The 16,287-nt window shown below is 61.4% G+C and carries 16 protein-coding genes; 7 read left to right on the top strand and 9 right to left on the bottom strand.

Going from position 1 to position 16,287, the window contains the following annotated elements:
• Positions 1–3 precede the first annotated feature (3 nt).
• From nrdH to glnA, 7 genes are all read right to left on the bottom strand, one after another.
• Complete coding sequence (gene nrdH / locus MHM84_RS09265; protein WP_239265178.1) at positions 4–225, bottom strand: glutaredoxin-like protein NrdH; 222 nt, start codon at positions 223–225, stop codon at positions 4–6.
• Positions 226–378: 153 nt separating this feature from the next.
• Complete coding sequence (gene ubiM, locus MHM84_RS09260; protein ID WP_239265175.1) at positions 379–1,575, bottom strand: 5-demethoxyubiquinol-8 5-hydroxylase UbiM; 1,197 nt, start codon at positions 1,573–1,575, stop codon at positions 379–381.
• A gap of 166 nt (positions 1,576–1,741) precedes the next feature.
• On the bottom strand, positions 1,742–2,794 hold the full coding sequence (locus MHM84_RS09255) for a class I fructose-bisphosphate aldolase (protein WP_239265172.1): 1,053 nt from the start codon (positions 2,792–2,794) through the stop codon (positions 1,742–1,744).
• Between the two features lie 245 nt (positions 2,795–3,039).
• On the bottom strand, positions 3,040–4,449 hold the full coding sequence (gene glnG / locus MHM84_RS09250; protein WP_239265170.1) for a nitrogen regulation protein NR(I): 1,410 nt from the start codon (positions 4,447–4,449) through the stop codon (positions 3,040–3,042).
• Positions 4,450–4,513: 64 nt separating this feature from the next.
• Positions 4,514–5,554: a nitrogen regulation protein NR(II) gene (gene glnL, locus MHM84_RS09245; protein ID WP_239265168.1), complete on the bottom strand. Its 1,041-nt coding sequence runs from the start codon at positions 5,552–5,554 to the stop codon at positions 4,514–4,516.
• Between the two features lie 202 nt (positions 5,555–5,756).
• Positions 5,757–6,389 (bottom strand): DUF4124 domain-containing protein, encoded by a 633-nt coding sequence (locus MHM84_RS09240; RefSeq protein WP_239265166.1) that lies wholly within the window; start codon positions 6,387–6,389, stop codon positions 5,757–5,759.
• A gap of 134 nt (positions 6,390–6,523) precedes the next feature.
• Complete coding sequence (gene glnA, locus MHM84_RS09235) at positions 6,524–7,933, bottom strand: glutamate--ammonia ligase (protein WP_239265164.1); 1,410 nt, start codon at positions 7,931–7,933, stop codon at positions 6,524–6,526.
• Positions 7,934–8,541: 608 nt separating this feature from the next.
• On the opposite strand from glnA, the gene MHM84_RS09230 reads away from it, so the two are divergent.
• The 4 genes from MHM84_RS09230 (at position 8,542) to MHM84_RS09215 (ending at position 12,731) form a co-directional block, all read left to right on the top strand.
• Entirely contained in the window at positions 8,542–9,099 is a 558-nt protein-coding gene (locus tag MHM84_RS09230; protein ID WP_239265162.1) for a glycosyltransferase family A protein, read from the top strand.
• Positions 9,100–9,204: 105 nt separating this feature from the next.
• Entirely contained in the window at positions 9,205–10,194 is a 990-nt protein-coding gene (locus MHM84_RS09225; protein ID WP_239265160.1) for a polysaccharide deacetylase family protein, read from the top strand.
• Positions 10,195–10,456: 262 nt separating this feature from the next.
• Positions 10,457–12,283 (top strand): translational GTPase TypA, encoded by a 1,827-nt coding sequence (gene typA, locus MHM84_RS09220; protein WP_239265158.1) that lies wholly within the window; start codon positions 10,457–10,459, stop codon positions 12,281–12,283.
• Positions 12,284–12,422: 139 nt separating this feature from the next.
• Positions 12,423–12,731 carry a hypothetical protein gene (locus MHM84_RS09215; RefSeq protein WP_239265156.1) on the top strand — a complete coding sequence of 103 codons (309 nt, stop codon included), beginning with the start codon at positions 12,423–12,425 and terminating at the stop codon, positions 12,729–12,731.
• A gap of 42 nt (positions 12,732–12,773) precedes the next feature.
• Here the strand turns inward: MHM84_RS09215 and MHM84_RS09210 are convergent, their stop codons facing one another.
• On the bottom strand, positions 12,774–14,435 hold the full coding sequence (locus tag MHM84_RS09210; RefSeq protein ID WP_239265154.1) for a diguanylate cyclase: 1,662 nt from the start codon (positions 14,433–14,435) through the stop codon (positions 12,774–12,776).
• Positions 14,436–14,675: 240 nt separating this feature from the next.
• On the opposite strand from MHM84_RS09210, the gene MHM84_RS09205 reads away from it, so the two are divergent.
• Positions 14,676–14,879: a metallothionein gene (locus MHM84_RS09205; protein WP_239265150.1), complete on the top strand. Its 204-nt coding sequence runs from the start codon at positions 14,676–14,678 to the stop codon at positions 14,877–14,879.
• A gap of 34 nt (positions 14,880–14,913) precedes the next feature.
• A complete protein-coding gene (locus tag MHM84_RS09200; RefSeq protein ID WP_166671043.1) occupies positions 14,914–15,090 on the top strand; it encodes a hypothetical protein in 177 nt (58 codons plus the stop codon).
• 84 nt (positions 15,091–15,174) lie between these two features.
• On the opposite strand, the gene MHM84_RS09195 is transcribed toward MHM84_RS09200, so the two are convergent.
• The gene (locus MHM84_RS09195) at positions 15,175–15,702 is read right to left on the bottom strand and encodes a PRC-barrel domain-containing protein (protein ID WP_239265147.1); all 528 of its coding nucleotides are present in this window, start codon (positions 15,700–15,702) and stop codon (positions 15,175–15,177) included.
• Between the two features lie 285 nt (positions 15,703–15,987).
• On the opposite strand from MHM84_RS09195, the gene MHM84_RS09190 reads away from it, so the two are divergent.
• On the top strand, positions 15,988–16,173 hold the full coding sequence (locus MHM84_RS09190; RefSeq protein ID WP_239265144.1) for a hypothetical protein: 186 nt from the start codon (positions 15,988–15,990) through the stop codon (positions 16,171–16,173).
• Positions 16,174–16,287 lie beyond the last annotated feature (114 nt).

The following is a 16,287-nucleotide window of genomic DNA, read 5'->3' as shown; positions in this document are numbered from 1 at the left end:
CGCTCAGGCCAGCTGGCGGATGCGCTCGGGCCGGAACCCGGACCAGTGTTCTTCTCCCACGACAACGACCGGAAGCTGGCGGTAGCCCAGCGACTCGACATCGCGCACCGCCTCTGTCTCCACGCTGATATCGATCACGCTATAATCGAGCCCCTGCTTGTCGAGGGCGCGATAGGTGGCATTGCACTGCATGCAGTTTGGCTTGCTGTAAATAGTAATGCTCATGATAATCGTTCCCGTAATAACAGCGATGCGCAAAGTAAACAAGAAGAAAGCGCTCCGGCCTCAGCAGGCTGCGGACACCACATATGGTAGCCAATAACGGGATGGGGTCAATATCTTGTAATTAGCCGGGCGATATGCCTAGGTCACGCTTCGTCAACGGGCGTCGCGCAGCAAGTAGTGTTCCAGCCCCCAGCGCAGCGGCCCGACCTGACTGGCCAGCCCCAGCGCGGCCTGACGCAGCACGCGGGCAGGCGGGCGCGCATCGCCATACAGCGAGACTATCGCTTGGGATGCCAGCCACAAGGGGCGAATCGCGCGCCGATGAGCGCGCTCGTAGGCGGACAGGACGGCGGGCGATCCGATATCGCGTCCCCGGCGATGCGCCATGGAAATCTCGCGCGAAAGCCGGTGCACACTGGCCAGCCCGACGTTGAAGCCATGCGCGGTGGCGGGATGCAGGCCGATCGCCGCATCGCCGATCAGCGCGAGACGCTCCGCGACCAGGCGCTGTGCATAGCCGACCCACAGCGGATAGCTGTGCACCTCTCCGACACGCTGCATGTCACCTAGGCAATGGTGATAGAAGCCGCTGACCGTCGCCGAAAACGAATCGACATCGAGCGATTCCAGCCGTTCGGCCTCCGCCGGCGTCAGCGTCATTACCACCGATGAGGTCTGGCCGTTCAACGGCAGGAGCGCCAGGGCCCGCTCGTAACCGAACCATGACCAGGTCAGCTCGCTGTGTGGGCGCTCGTGGGCCATGCGGCATACCAGCACCTTGCGCCCGGTGTCCTCGAGATGGGCAGGCAACCCCGCCATTCGACGAGTCGCCGACATCCGCCCATCGGCCGCCACGACCAGCCGGGCGGCAAGCCGGCGGCCATCCTCGAGACGCAAAATCCGTGCGCTGGGCGATGTCTCGAGCGCACTGACTCCCTGACCGGTGATCAGCGTAATGCGCGAATCGGCCAGCGCGGCCTCGAAGGCGGCTCGCCGGATCACCCGGTTGGGAACCAGCTGACCGATGGTTTGCGACGGCGAACGCTCGGCGCCGGCCAACGTCATGGCTTGCGGCGTGTCACCGTCGCCATTGTAGAGCCGCGCCTCGCGGATCGGCGCGGCGCTGCGCTCGTCGATGCGTTGCCAGATACCGGCCCAGGCGAGCTGCCGACGTGACGTATGGGTCAGGGCAATCTCGCGCCCATCGTCGCCCGGCTCCGCCAAGGCGGTATAGGGAGCGCGATCGACGACGCTCACCGTCAGCCCCATGGCGGCCAGCTCGACTGCCAGGCAGAGCCCCGCCGGGCCGGCCCCGACGATTGCCACGTCGGCCATTGCGTCTTCCGGCATGTCACTCTCCCCTTGCAGCATCGGTCGTTAACGGCTGTCAGTATGGCCGCTCATGATACGCCGTGGCCCTCTCAGCGGCCACGGCCGGTGACGATCGGTCGCGTTGCAACGGCAAACGGCCCGGCAGAGCCGGGCCGTTGCAGCCATCTCACGAATCCCTCCCATCTTAGGCGATGGTGATGTCCTTCGAGAGATAGACGTCCTGGATGGCGTTGAGCAGCTCGACGCCCTCCTTCATCGGCTTCTGGAAGGCCTTGCGTCCGGAGATCAAGCCCATGCCGCCGGCGCGCTTGTTGATCACCGCCGTACGCACGGCTTCACCGAGGTCCGAATGGCCCTTCGAGCCGCCGCCCGAGTTGATCAGCCCGGCACGCCCCATGAAGCAGTTGGCAACCTGATAGCGGGCCAGGTCGATGGGATGATCCGAGGTCAGCTCGTCGTAGACCTTGTCATGGGTATGACCGAAGCCGATCGTGCGATAACCGTGGTTGGTCTCGGCCAGCTTCTGCTTGACGATATCGGCCTTGATGGTGGCAGCCAGGTGGATGGCCTGCCCGGTCAGGTCCGACGACACATGATAATCCGTGCCGTCCTTCTTGAAATCGGCGTTGCGCAGATACGACCACAGCACAGTGACCATGCCCAGTTCATGGGCGCGTTCGAAGGCTTCGCTGACTTCCTGGATCTGACGGCGGCAATCGGGCGAGCCGTAATAGATGGTGGCGCCGACGGCGACACAGCCCATCTCATGGGCCTGCTCGACCTGAGCGAACATGGTCTGGTCGTAGATCGCCGGGTAGGTCAACGTCTCGTTGTGGTTGAGCTTGAGCATCATCGGAATCTTGTGCGCATAGCGGCGCGCCACGGAGGACAGCACACCCAGCGTCGAGGCGACACAGTTGCAGCCGCCCTCGATGGCCAGTTCGACGATGTTCTTGGGGTCGAAATACATCGGGTTGGGGGCAAACGAGGCGCCAGCCGAATGCTCGATGCCCTGATCCACCGGCAAGATGCCGAGATAGCCGGTGCCGGCCAGGCGGCCGTGATTGAACAGGGTCTGCATGTTGCGCAGCACATGTGGGCTACGGTCGTTGTCGATCAGTACCCGGTCGACATAGTCGGGTCCGGGCAGGTACAGATCTTCCTTCTTGAAGCCGGTACAGGTGTGATTGAGCAGGCTGTCGGCCTCGTCCCCCAGAAGCTTGGCAAAATCGGTCATTGTCCTGGTCTCCTCCCTTTGAATGAACTTTGCTTCCCGCTACGACCGGCATCGCGTGCCGTCCCTCATCTTGAAGGTAATCGGCGCCGCGCTCAACTCTACGCTCCATGACGACTCCCTGGCACAGCAGCGCTCAGCACAGGGCCGTCAGGCATAAATTATCCGTCGCGAGGCGCCTATTGAGCGTAGCGGATAAACCCTCTCAGAGGCAGGCCGACAGCCCCAAACCGGCAATTTTCATGGCATCAGTCCTCCGCCAAGGCCGGCAGCAAGACCTTGACCTTGCGCGTCAGCGTGTTGCGCCCCCAACCCAGCAACTCGGCCGCCTCGCCCTTGCGGCCCCCGGTATGCTTGAGTGCCGTCTCGATGAGAATGCGCTCGAAGTCGGGCACCGCCTCCTCCAGCAGATGCGTATGCCCAGCGGCCAGTGCCCGGTCGGCCCATTCGCGAAAGGCGCTACGCCAGTCGCCGCTGGCCGTCTCGGTGCCTTCGACGTCGCGCAACTCGGGGGGCAGATCGTCGACCAGCACTTCACGCCCCGAGGCCATTACCGTCAGCCAGCGACAGGTGTTTTCCAGTTGGCGGACGTTACCCGGCCATGGCAGACGGGTCAGGTGTTCCTCGGCATCCCTGGTCAGCACCTTGGTCTCGGTGGAAAGCTCCTTGGCCGCCTCGGCCAGGAAGTGCTGGGCCAGCCGCGGAATGTCCTCGCGGCGCTCCGCCAGGCGCGGCAGGTGGACACGAATGACGTTGAGGCGGTGGAACAGATCCTCGCGAAAGCGGCCGTCTTCGACCAGTCGCTCGAGATTCTGGTGGGTGGCGGCAATGATACGCACGTCGACCCTGACCGGTGTATGGCCGCCGACCCGATAGAACTCGCCATCGGCCAGTACGCGCAGCAGGCGGGTCTGGGTATCGGGCGGCATGTCGCCGATCTCGTCGAGGAACAGCGTGCCGCCATCGGCCTGCTCGAAGCGGCCGCGGCGCTGCGCGGTCGCCCCGGTAAAGGCTCCTTTTTCATGGCCGAACAGCTCGGACTCCATCAGGTCCTTGGGGATCGCCGCCATGTTCAGTGCAATGAAGGGATTGGCGCGGCGCGGGCTGTGCTGATGCAATGCCTGAGCCACGCGCTCCTTGCCGGTCCCCGACTCGCCGTTGATGAGTACGGTGATGTGCGAGTGGGACAGGCGGCCGATGGCGCGGAAGACCTCCTGCATGGCCGGCGCTTCGCCGATGATCTCGGCGGACAGCCCCTCCGGCACAGCGGCCGGCGCCCGGCGTTCACGGGCATGCGCCACGGCACGGCGCACCAGTGCCAGGGCATCGTCCACGTCGAAGGGCTTGGGCAGGTACTCGAAGGCACCGCCCTGGTAGGAAGCCACCGCACTGTCGAGGTCGGAATGCGCGGTCATCACGATCACCGGCATGTCGGGGTTGCTCTCGCGGATCCTGGCCATCAGCTCGAGCCCGCCGAGCCCCGGCATACGAATATCGGTGAGCAGCACGTCGGGGGGATGGCGAACGAGGTCGTCGAGCGCCGTATCGGCGCGATCGAAGCTAGTGACCTCGAGATCCGGCTGCGCCAGGGCACGCTCGAGCACCCAGCGGATGGCACGGTCGTCGTCGACGATAACGATGCGGGCGGTGTCGGTCATAAAGCCTCCAGCGGACGGGCGGAACGCAAGGCAGACAAGCGCAACGCGGTAATGACCAGTCTCATCAGTGCGTCTCCAGCGGAATCATCAAACGGAATTCGGTACATCCAGGGTGCGAGTCGCACTCGATCAGGCCCTGGTGCTGATGAAGGATCGATTGTGCGATGGACAGCCCCAGGCCACTGCCTTCGGCGCGCCCCGACACCATGGGGAAAAACAGCGTCTCGCGCAGGGTGGCGGGAATTCCTGGACCGTTGTCGATCACTGCCACCTCGCAGACCAGTCGGTGGCGCTCGGCGCCCAGGGTGAACTGGCGACGCGCCCGAGTGCGCAGAATCAGTTGCGGATGCTCAGTGTCGCTCTCTTCCATGGCCTGCACGGCATTGCGCGCCACGTTGAGTACCGCCTGGATCAGTTGGGCGTCGTCGCCACGCAGCTCGGGCAGGCTGGGGTCGTAGTCGCGGACGTAATCCACCCGGGGATGCTCCGCCTCGAGCAGGGCACGGACACGCTCGATGACCTGGTGAATGTTGAGCGCCTCGTGATGCACGAGGTTGTTGGGGCCGAGCATGCGATCGACCAGATCGCGCAGCCGGTCGGCCTCTTCGACGATGATGCGGGTGAACTCCGCCAGTTGCGGGTTGGGCAAGTCACGCTCGAGCAACTGCGCTGCGCCGCGAATACCGCCCAACGGGTTCTTGATTTCGTGGGCCAGGCCGCGGGACAGCACCTTGATGGTTTCCTGGCGCGCTATCAGCGCTTCCTCGCGGGAAATACGCATCAGCCGATCGCGCGGCTCGATCTCCAGCAGCAGTTCGCTCTCGCTCAGCGGCGTCACGGTAAAATCCACCGTCGTCGCCTCGCCGCCGGGCAGGATCAAGACCGCCTCACGTTGGGTAAAGGGGTGCTGTTCGTCCAATGCCTTGCCCAATAGCTCGGCAACGGCGCCGTTTTCCCCCTCCAGACTCTCGAGCCGGGCACCCTGCACGCGGCTCAGACTCACGGCCAGCAGCGCCTCGGCGGCCGGGTTCAACCAGCGCACCCGTAATGCCCCGTCCAGAGTCACCACGGCGGTGGTCAAATGTTCCAGCAAGCGTTGATACATGGCCTTGTTCCGCATAATGGCTTCCCTTCGGGTTAGTCATTGCAAGAAGCGCGCCATCTAGGGATGCAGCGTATTTGCGGAGCCCGCGGCAGTCTGCCTGATCATGTGCGCACCATAACGGTGCATAGCACAACGCACCATGCCCCATCACGCACAACCACCTGTCGACGATTGCAACAAAAACGGGCAGCCCTGCGGGAACTCAGCGACCGGAATCGTTCAGCGGCAAGCCACTCAGATCGCTGGGATTGGCTGGCGAATTGACGCTGGCGCGATGTACGTACAGCGTCACCGGCGCACTGCGATGACGCACCTGCCCGGCGGCATCCAGCAATTCAGCCTGAAGCACGTGCTCACCGCGGTTCAAATTGGTGAGCATGAATGCCTTGGTATGCATCGCCGACTGGCTGATTTCGCCCTCGACCAACAGCCGCACGCGGTGGTCCGGGCGCAGGTCGGGATCGATATCCAATTCGACCTGCACATTGCCGCCATAACCGGTCTGTAACGTCGCTTCATCCTGCGGGGACGCGATCTGGAACGTGGAATAGGGCATGAAGGGTGCGCCAGGGCGACTTTCGCTGTTCCTCAAGCGAGACGAGCGCTCGGCCTGACCGGTGTCATTGCGTTGCGGTACGGAGCTGGCCGCCGGGGTTTCGACATTGAGGGACGGGACGACAGTCAGAGGCTCGAGCTTGATCCGCTCGCTGTTGCCGCGAGGCTGGTCGGTAAAGACTACATTGCCCTGCTCATCGGTATAGCGGTAGACCGTTGCCGCCTCGAGACTGGCCCAGGGCAGCAGGATTCCCAGCAATAGGGAAGACAATCGCCACATGACCTTCTCCTCGATGACCGCGAGCCGATGACCGGCGCCTGACGAACGTAGCCGTAGTGTAACGTAAAAAAGGGCCCCGCCAATGCGGAGCCCTTCATTCACGTCATCCCTACGGGAGCGGACGTCGTCGCTGCTTAGCAGCTGTAGTACAGATCGAATTCGACCGGGTGTGTGGTCATGCGCAGGCGTTCGACGTCTTCACCCTTGAGTTCGATGTAAGCATCGAGCATATCGTCGGTGAACACACCGCCTTCGGTCAGGAACGCACGATCCTTGTCGAGAGCTTCCAGCGCTTGATCGAGGCTGTTGGCCACGGTCGGCACCTTCTTGCCCTCTTCCGGCGGCAGATCGTACAAGTTCTTGTCCATGGCATCGCCAGGATGGATCTTGTTCTTGATACCGTCGATACCCGCCATCAGCATCGCCGCGAAGGCCAGGTACGGGTTGGCGGTCGGATCGGGGAAGCGACACTCGACACGCTTGCCCTTCGGGCTGGCGGTATACGGGATACGGATGGAAGCAGAGCGGTTACGCGCCGAGTAGGCCAGCATGACCGGCGCTTCGAAGCCCGGCACCAGACGCTTGTAGGAGTTCGTGGAAGCGTTGGTGAAGGCGTTCAGGGCACGTGCGTGCTTGATGATACCGCCGATGTAGTACAGCGCCATCTCGGAGAGACCGGCATACTCATCGCCCGCGAACTGGTTCTGACCTTCCTTCCAGAAAGACTGGTGAACGTGCATGCCAGACCCGTTGTCGCCGACCAGCGGCTTGGGCATGAAGGTCGCGGTCTTGCCGTAAGCGTGGGCCACGTTGTGAACCACGTACTTGAGTTCCTGAACCTCGTCGGCCTTCTTGACCAGGGTGTTGAACTTGACGCCGATTTCGTTCTGACCGGCGTTCGCCACCTCATGGTGATGGACTTCCACCGACTGGCCGATGGCCTCGAGGGTGTTGCACATCGCGCTACGAATGTCGTGGAAGCTGTCGACCGGCGGGACCGGGAAGTAGCCGCCCTTGACGCGCGGACGGTGCCCGAGATTACCGCCTTCGAGCTTGGTCGCGTCGGTAGACCAGGCACCCTCTTCGGAGGTGATCTTGTACATGGAGCCCTGAATGTCGGACTTCCAGTGCACCTCGTCGAAGATGAAGAACTCCGGCTCCGGGCCGAAGAAGGCCACGTCGCCCAGACCGGTAGTGTTCAGGTAGGCCTCGGCACGCTTGGCGATGGAGCGCGGGTCGCGGTCGTAGCCCTGCATGGTGGCCGGCTCGATGATGTCGCAACGCAGCACCAGCGTCGAGTCCTCGGTGAACGGGTCGAGGAAACCGGTACCGTCTTCAGGGCGCAGAATCATGTCGGATTCGTTGATGCCCTTCCAGCCTTCGATGGAGGAGCCATCGAACATCTGACCGTTTTCGAAGAACTCTTCGTCGACGGCGCTTGCCGGAATCGTCACATGCTGCTCTTTACCCTTGGTATCGGTGAAGCGCAGGTCAACCCACTTGACGTCGTGTTCCTCAATCAGGGCGAGTGTCTTCTCAGACATGATGTCCTCCACTAATGAGCCCAAGGCTCGAATCGATGGCTTGCGTGTCCAGCGTCACTTTGTAGCATGCCGAGTCAATATTGCCCATGACATGCCCAATCTGGCGATTGAGATGCAGAAGGCGTGCCAAATTGGCGCAACGTTTCTGAAAATTAAAATAAGCCTTTGTTTATAAATAAAAACAAGCGAGAGATCCTGCTTCACCAAGTAGCACCGAAAGTGCTCCACCCCGCCTCATGCAGGTGCATTCACTTCTTGAGCGCACTCATTTGAAACATTAAATTCAGCAAATGCACAATATTGGTGCGCAGGGGCGATCGGCACATGTCCTCGTGACTGAAAAAACCCCTTTACGCCTCCCGAGCCGGCGATAATTATCCTACTCATGCGGTGACACATAAGAAAACCAGTCCTCGCGTTTTCAAAAATCAGTCGCGCAAACATTGAAACTCTTTGAAACCAACGACTACCCTTCATTACATAGCCTCGGGCAGGAATCCCAGTGAGGCTCAGGACGTAAGGAAACGTCTATGTCTATCGTGACCCACAGGCGGCCTGTGCCCATGTCACGGCAGCCGGCCCCGTACCGGACTTCAGGTCGCCAAACAATGAAACACCTTTGCGTCATCATCGATGCGCGTCGCGGCTACTCGCGTCTCGGTCGATGCCTGCGAGCCATCGCCAGAGCCATGAACCACGAGCAAGGCGCCGTCGACATCGTCCTGATTGCCGACAGGGTACGCTCACGTCTCGTTACCCTGGCCGAGCAATACGCGGCGCGTATCGTCAAACTGCCTAACGGGCCGCGCGGGCAGCGTTACAACACCATCGCCAATACCGTGCAGGCCGAGGCTCTGATATTCATCGATGCCTCGGCTGAAGTCCCGCCCGGGTGGTTCGTGCATATCGAAGATGCCCTCAACGACCATTGGAATGCCGTCATCCTGACGACACAGAGCCGTCTTCCGCCCTGGCTGGCACGTTTCTATCACCCCACGGGACGCACCATGGCGCTGGCGATCAGGCGCACCTGGTTCGAGCGCGTCGGCGGTTTCGACCCCGAACTGGACTACGAAGCCGAGCGTGACCTGGCCGGCAGGCTCATGGCCTGTCATGCCCGGGTGTTGCAACACCACCCCAACGGGGACATGCAACACGCCAACTAGGCAGGTTGGCATAGAGCGTCTTAAACTGGACCTAGGAAGCGCGTCGGCGCGTGACCGGGAGAAAACCCTGATGAGGGAGACGTTCCCGGCTCAAGGAGAGAGCCTATGAACGGCCTGGATCTTGCCCAGGATCTGGCCCAGCGTTTGCGAGGCCACTGGCGGCGTAGCTTGGCCGAGCCCCTGTGGGGACGCAGCGCCATCATCATGTTGCACCGGGTACTGCCCAGCGAGCAGGAGGCCCGCCTGCCCCATCGGGCGCCATGGTGCCTGGGTCCGGAGAGCTTCGAGCGCCTGCTGGTCGCACTCTGCGACGTGGCCCGGCTGGTCAGCCTGCCCACGGCCATGCAGGCCCACCACGATCCCAAGGCACGCATCGCCCTGACCTTCGACGCGGGCTGGCGCGACAATGCCGACGTCGCCGCTCCCTTGCTGGAGCACTACGCCATTCCTGCCAGCATCTTCGTCAATACTGCCTGGCTGGGGCGCCCCGGCGGCCATTGGCGCGAGGTGATCGGCGAAGGTCTATGGCAGGCAGGCAATGCGCAGCGCATCCGCGAAGCCATGGGCGATGCCGGCCTGCCCTTGCCGCCCATGCCGCCGTCCCATCCCAACGACGCCTACAGTCGCGCTCTGCTGGCTTACTTCATGCAGCTCGGCCAGGTGAATCCGCAACGTCTGAACATGGTCGCTCAGCAACTCTGCCAGGAACTCGACCAACCCCACCTGGGCATCGACGCGTTCAGCATGCGCCGCCTGGAATCGGGCGGTCTGGTTCGCTTCGGGGCGCGTGGTGTCGACTTCACCGCTTTCGAATGGCAGAGCGACGAACGTATCCGCTGGCAGGTCCAGCGCTCCCGACGCACCTTGGCGCGCCTATGTCGCGAACCGCTACCGGTGCTCGCCTATCCCGACGAACGTCCTAGCGCCCGAATCCAACAAGTCGTCCAGCGCTGCGGTATCCAAGCTGCCCTGGCCGGCGACGGCGGCTGGCTGAATCATCGCAGCAATCCATTGGCCTTGCCGCGCATCGCCATCGCTCAGCCGATAGCCCACAGCCCCGGCAGGCTTTTCGATTACCTGCTTGGCAAGTTGTAACCTGCCTGTCGCATCTCTCTGACACGCTATGCTTCGGCATTCGGCGGAACCTTTCCCCTAGCCGCCTGTCATAGGCACCACTCGCTTATCGCCCATCCCTCGTCCGACCTGCGTCGGCACGAAACCCAACGCGCAAAGCCGCATTTTGACTGCGCTTTTGCCATCGATGGGCGACTTTTCCCGCAACTACCCGTCATGGGAGTGGCAGTAGCCATAGCTCAGCCACTATAATGCGCCCCCTATTTCCCAGCAGGATCGCGTCGTGATCGAGAATCTTCGCAACATCGCCATTATCGCCCACGTCGACCACGGCAAGACCACCCTGGTCGACAAGCTCCTCCAGCAGTCCGGAACCCTGGACCGCAAGACCGAGGGCCAGGAGCGCATCATGGACTCCAACGACCAGGAAAAGGAACGCGGTATCACCATCCTGGCCAAAAACACCGCGATCCGCTGGCAGGCCCCCGACGAACGCGCCTACCACATCAATATCGTCGACACCCCCGGGCACGCCGACTTCGGTGGCGAGGTCGAGCGCGTCATGTCCATGGTCGACTCGGTCCTGCTGCTGGTCGATGCCGTCGACGGCCCCATGCCGCAGACTCGCTTCGTTACCCAGAAGGCGTTCAGCCAAGGCCTCAAGCCGATCGTCGTGGTCAACAAGATCGACCGTCCCGGTGCACGTCCCGACTGGGTCATCGACCAGATCTTCGATCTGTTCGACAACCTGGGCGCCACCGACGAGCAGCTCGACTTCCCGATCATCTACTGCTCGGCGCTCAACGGCATTGCCGGTCCCGATCCGGACCAGCTCGCCGACGACATGACCCCGATGTTCCAGTCCATCGTCGACATCGTCGAGCCGCCCAACGTCGAGCTCGACGCACCGTTCCAGATGCAGATCTCGGCGCTGGACTACAACAGCTATGTCGGCGTCATCGGCCTTGGCCGCATCAAGCGCGGCAGCGTGCGCCCCGGCCAGCAGGTCTCGGTGATCTCCCGTGACGGCTCTACCCGCAAGGGCAAGATCGGTCAGGTCATGACCCACATGGGCCTCGAGCGCGTGCAGACCGAGCAGGCCACCGCCGGCGACATCATCTGCATTACCGGCATCGACGATCTGGCGATCTCCGATACGCTATGCGACGTCGCCGCGCCCGAAGCGCTGCCGCCGTTGTCGGTCGACGAGCCGACCGTATCCATGACCTTCCAGGTCAACGACTCGCCCTTCGCCGGGCGTGACGGTAAGTACGTCACCAGCCGCAACATCAAGGATCGCCTGGAACAGGAGCTGATCCACAACGTGGCGCTGCGTGTCGAACAAGGGGATTCTCCGGAGAAGTTCAAGGTCTCCGGGCGTGGCGAGCTGCACCTCTCGGTGCTGATCGAAACCATGCGTCGCGAAGGCTTCGAGCTGGCCGTGGGCCGTCCCGAGGTCATCATCCGCGAGATCGACGGCGTCAAGCAGGAGCCCTACGAAGAAGTCATCATCGATGTCGAGGAACAGCATCAGGGTTCGGTGATGGAGGAGCTCGGCTACCGCAAGGGCGAGCTGACCAACATGAACCCCGACGGCAAGGGACGCGTGCGTCTGGACTTCATCATCCCCGCCCGCGGGCTGATCGGTTTCCGTGGCCAGTTCCTGACCCTGACGTCGGGCACCGGCATCCTGACCAGCCGTTTCGATCACTACGGCCCGCTCAAGCCCGATGCCTCCATCGAGCGTCGCAACGGCGTGCTGGTGTCGATGGTTTCCGGCAAGGCGCTGGCCTATGCGCTGTACGCCCTGCAGGATCGCGGCAAGCTGATCATCGATCACGGTACCGAGGTCTATGAAGGCATGCTGATCGGTATCAACAACCGCGCCAACGACATGGTGGTCAACCCGACCAAGGGCAAGAAGCTCGACAATATGCGCGCCTCCGGCAACGACGAGAACATCGTCCTGACGCCGCCGGTCAAGTTCTCGCTGGAACAGGCCATCGAGTTCCTGGACGACGACGAGCTGGTCGAGGTCACGCCCAACCACATTCGTCTGCGCAAGAAGCATCTCACCGAGAACGAGCGCAAGCGCGCCAGCAAGAACTGAAATCGGTAACGCAAGCACGCTGGAAAGGGGCCTTAGGGCCCCTTTCTTTTTTGCCTCCCATGGCAACCAACCGGGCTTTCCTCAACGCCCAACGCCCGGCTAAGCTGGGAGAGCCAACGTTCAAACCCAAGGAGGGAGCATGCACAAGCACGTCGAATGGGACACGCCCGGCACGCAGAGTGTCCAGTCATACTATGCCAAGGATCCCAACGATTACGTCGAGCCCCACCCCGGCAGCATCGTCAGCGGGCGTTACCGGGGCGCGAACGTACGTGTGCGCGTCGAGGCCTACCGCGACGCCACCAGTATCGGCGAGGTCGTTGCTCTGATCGATAATAGCGGCGAGCGTCTGAAGCAGTTGGGGGACCTATCCCTGGGCGACATCGTCCGTCTGCCCGACGACAAACGGGCCTTCGAGACTTCGTCTGCCGACGAAGACGACGATTGACCGGCGGTGCGACTGAGGGGGTGCTTGCTGCTGCGTTTCTTTTCAGGTCAGTGCCTGTGTCTGCCCTTCGCTGCCGTACAGGAATATGCGTCCCTTGCCGGCAGCCTTGGCGGCATATAGGGCTGAATCGGCGAACGCCATGACCTCGTCCGGCGTTTCCGCCTGCTCCGGCCACAACGCAACGCCGATACTGGCTCCGACGCTCACTTGCTGGCCGTCGGGCAGCATGACGGGGGCGGAGACGGCCTGGATGACGCGCTTGCCCACCATCTGGACCAGCCAGCGGGCTTTGTCGCTATCCGCCTCGACGATCAGCACGAACTCGTCTCCCCCGAAACGAATGGCGACATCCTCACCCCTCAAGCAGTCACGCAGCCGCTTCGCCACTTCAATCAACAGCCAATCGCCGGCGTAATGGCCGTAGGTGTCGTTAACGCGCTTGAAACCGTCCAGGTCCATGTAGAGGAAGGCGATGCTTCTTTGTAACTGGCGAGCCTTGCCCAGGCGTTGCTCTAGGTGTCGAGTCAAGTAGGCACGGTTGGGCAGGCCAGTCAGCGGATCGGCATTGGCAATGTCCTGGAGTTCATCGATGGCCTGACGCTGGTTCAGGATCTGGCCCACCATGCTGCGCAGCGAACGCGACAGCCTGGCGAGTTCCGGGGAGCTGAGTTCCAGGGGGATCGTATTGGCTCCGGCGCCTTTCCTGACCTCATCGGCAGCGCGGGAAAGCCGGGCCAACGGCGCCGACAGCCGTGAGAGCATGCCCCACCCGGCCAAGGCCACGAAAAGCGCGACGATAAGACCGCCTACTGCGATCTCGACCTGCAAGGTGCGCAACGGGGCAAAGGCAGCCTCTACGGGACGACGAGTCAAGACCGTCCAACCCAGGCCGGGAAAGACGCCCTCTCCATCGCTGCTGGCTTGTCCGGTCAGATAGTCCTTGCCGTCCGGCCAGGTTTCAACGGACCAGTCCGAACCGATGCTGCCAAACGTCCCCTCGGAGGCTAACGAAGTCAGTGGTGCTCCCAGCAGGTCGTGTGGGCCCAGCAAGACCGTACCATCACTCGATACGACGACGACCTCGATATCCTGCGACTTTTCACGGGGCGACAGCATGGAAGCCTTGAGCTTTTCTGCCCACGCCCAGCTCAGATGAACGGCCAAGACACCCGCGAATTCGCCATCCTCGCCGTAGAGCGGTGCCGCGACATCGACAAACTTGATCGCCTCACCACTAGGATTGGGCAGCAGCTGCGCCAACATGACCGCTTCATGTACGTCACCGACCCAAAGTGCCTGGCGCCCCTGCAAGAAAACCGGACGGTGAGCGATGTTGTTGCCCTCGAGCAGCCCATCGGTGGCGGCAATTACCGTTCCTGCCGGGTCGGTAATACCGATCCAGGACGCCACCTCATAGCTCGCCTGCAACTGCTCGATGAGCTCACGCATATGTGCATGGTCTATTTCCGCGGTCAAGGCGTGGACGTCCTGAAGCAATTGAACCTCATGGACGCGCGCCGCCATGCTGCGATCCAGCTTGTCCGCCATTTGATAGGCGGTTTCAGCAAGAGATGAGCCGATCAGGTCATGCAAATGATCTTCGACCTCATGGGAAATCGCCCAACCAAGCAAGGCAATGGCACTAATGACGAGACCCGCGCTGGCCAGAGCCAACCGATTGCCCAGTGAGAGACGACGAAGCATGACAGGGCCTCCCCCGGATGGATGAGATAAGGCATAAAAATAAAGGAGGCATTCTAGCGACAAACGAAGCTCGTCATCCAAGAAAATAACCTAGATCAATCCGCTTCCATTTTTTTTGTAACGCGCGCATTGCATGTATTCCTCTGCCAGGCCAAATCGGCACGCATCCACGCATTCGGGCTTTTCCAATCTCCGGCTGAGCTTCTACGCTAAGACCATGTCACGACAGGAGGACATGCAATGACTGATATGGGAACCTGCTCCTGCCCAGGTTGCGAATACACCGTCACCAGCGAGCAGGCCTCGATTTCCGAAGGAGAGGTCTACTGTTGTACCGCTTGCGCGGCCGGTCACCCGGAAGGCATGGATTGCGTTCACGAGGGCTGTGCCTGTACCGAGCTCAACCGGCCGGCATCGGGCGATCTTCCCCACGAACAGTTCTGAACGTTTCGACATTTAGCGACAGCAAGGAGGCATCATGTCCAGACAAGCCCGTATAGAACCCGTTTTCGCCGCCAAGGACCTCAACGACAAGATCACTGGCTGGGTGGTGATCGACGAATCCCAGCCGGAAAACGAAAATGTCGTTTCCGAGCATGAATCCCAAGCCGAAGCGATACGCGCTGCCGAGGAATTCGAGCAACGCGAGGACTGAAGTCTGCCATGTCGACTTCGAGTCAGTCAGTGATGCACCAAAAAGGCGCGGCTTAGTCCGCGCCTTCGATGTCATGTCTTTTGGCTAGTTGGATGCCACACCACTAGCCGCATCGGAGAGAGCGGTATCGCCCTCGACGGCCTGGTAGTCTTCCTCATTGTAATCTTCGGCTGACTGCTGCAGTTCATCCTCGCTTCGGTTGGTCTGGAGTACCAGATGATCCTTCTGTAAGTTCATTTCCTCGATCGGCAGAGCGACACTTTCGTCACCGATCCCCAGGAAACCGCCGACCGAGACGATGGCGTAAACCTGATTGTCCTGGTTACTGATGGCGACACGCTCGACCTCGCCCAACTCCTGACCATCCTGATTGACGACCTGCATACCCTCGATCTCGCTCACCGGCATGGACATGAGATCGCCCTGCTGCCCGCCTTGCTGGCTACCGCTCGGGTCCTGCTGGGTCATAGATTCCTGCTGGGTCTGCTGTCCTTCAGCCTGCCCCATCTGGCCCTGATCCGGCTCCGTCTGACCGCTCTCCTGAGCCAAGATGCCCATTGACAGGCTGCCGCTCAAGGCGCCGATGGCGATGGCCAATGCTGTCCTTTTCATGACGTTCTCCTTTGTGCAGAAACATAAGTCATGCTGCCTGTACCAAGCTAGACCACACCTTGCGACCTGCACAGACAAAAAGCACACGATAAGTAACTGAGATAATTGGAATAGTGTGTTTATATACAAAATTCAACGCATCGATACAAAACAACAAAAGCACCCCTTAAATCGCTGACGCTGCCAGGTGACTCGTAAAATAAAACATTGCCGCTATCTATTTGAGCGTCCCGTTTCGCCCTACACTGCGCGAAGGGCACTTCTTTCACGTCAGAGTTCACCGCCATGCTCAAGGGCATCGTGTTCTGCTTTGTCTTCCTTGCCGCACAACTGTTTCTTCTCGCCCATATCGATCATCGACTCAATCGATCGCGCAGCGAGATCACCTACCAAAGCCATAACCTACCGGCGCAGAATCGGCAGCGTTTACCCACCGACAAGACGAACTCCGATGGGACGCTGCCTAGCTGAAAGAATGCGGGTTGATACCTAGGCATGCGTAACTAATGAAACCCTCTTGCACACCATCTCAATTGAAACGACATCGGCGCCGTCCACCACTGGGTGAACGGCGCCGATACCCCG

This window comes from Halomonas sp. McH1-25, assembly GCF_022348165.1.
GTDB lineage: Bacteria > Pseudomonadota > Gammaproteobacteria > Pseudomonadales > Halomonadaceae > Modicisalibacter.
The sequence above is the reverse complement of the archived record's forward strand: the minus strand, read 5'-3'. Positions and strand labels throughout refer to the sequence as shown.

Coding starts and splice junctions, on each gene's coding strand:
- nrdH (WP_239265178.1), bottom strand. CDS start 225: ATGAGCATTACTATTTACAGCAAGCCAAACTGCATGCAGTGCAATGCC.
- ubiM (WP_239265175.1), bottom strand. CDS start 1,575: ATGCCGGAAGACGCAATGGCCGACGTGGCAATCGTCGGGGCCGGCCCG.
- MHM84_RS09255 (WP_239265172.1), bottom strand. CDS start 2,794: ATGACCGATTTTGCCAAGCTTCTGGGGGACGAGGCCGACAGCCTGCTC.
- glnG (WP_239265170.1), bottom strand. CDS start 4,449: ATGACCGACACCGCCCGCATCGTTATCGTCGACGACGACCGTGCCATC.
- glnL (WP_239265168.1), bottom strand. CDS start 5,554: ATGTATCAACGCTTGCTGGAACATTTGACCACCGCCGTGGTGACTCTG.
- MHM84_RS09240 (WP_239265166.1), bottom strand. CDS start 6,389: ATGTGGCGATTGTCTTCCCTATTGCTGGGAATCCTGCTGCCCTGGGCC.
- glnA (WP_239265164.1), bottom strand. CDS start 7,933: ATGTCTGAGAAGACACTCGCCCTGATTGAGGAACACGACGTCAAGTGG.
- MHM84_RS09230 (WP_239265162.1), top strand. CDS start 8,542: ATGAAACACCTTTGCGTCATCATCGATGCGCGTCGCGGCTACTCGCGT.
- MHM84_RS09225 (WP_239265160.1), top strand. CDS start 9,205: ATGAACGGCCTGGATCTTGCCCAGGATCTGGCCCAGCGTTTGCGAGGC.
- MHM84_RS09215 (WP_239265156.1), top strand. CDS start 12,423: ATGCACAAGCACGTCGAATGGGACACGCCCGGCACGCAGAGTGTCCAG.
- MHM84_RS09210 (WP_239265154.1), bottom strand. CDS start 14,435: ATGCTTCGTCGTCTCTCACTGGGCAATCGGTTGGCTCTGGCCAGCGCG.
- MHM84_RS09205 (WP_239265150.1), top strand. CDS start 14,676: ATGACTGATATGGGAACCTGCTCCTGCCCAGGTTGCGAATACACCGTC.
- MHM84_RS09200 (WP_166671043.1), top strand. CDS start 14,914: ATGTCCAGACAAGCCCGTATAGAACCCGTTTTCGCCGCCAAGGACCTC.
- MHM84_RS09195 (WP_239265147.1), bottom strand. CDS start 15,702: ATGAAAAGGACAGCATTGGCCATCGCCATCGGCGCCTTGAGCGGCAGC.
- MHM84_RS09190 (WP_239265144.1), top strand. CDS start 15,988: ATGCTCAAGGGCATCGTGTTCTGCTTTGTCTTCCTTGCCGCACAACTG.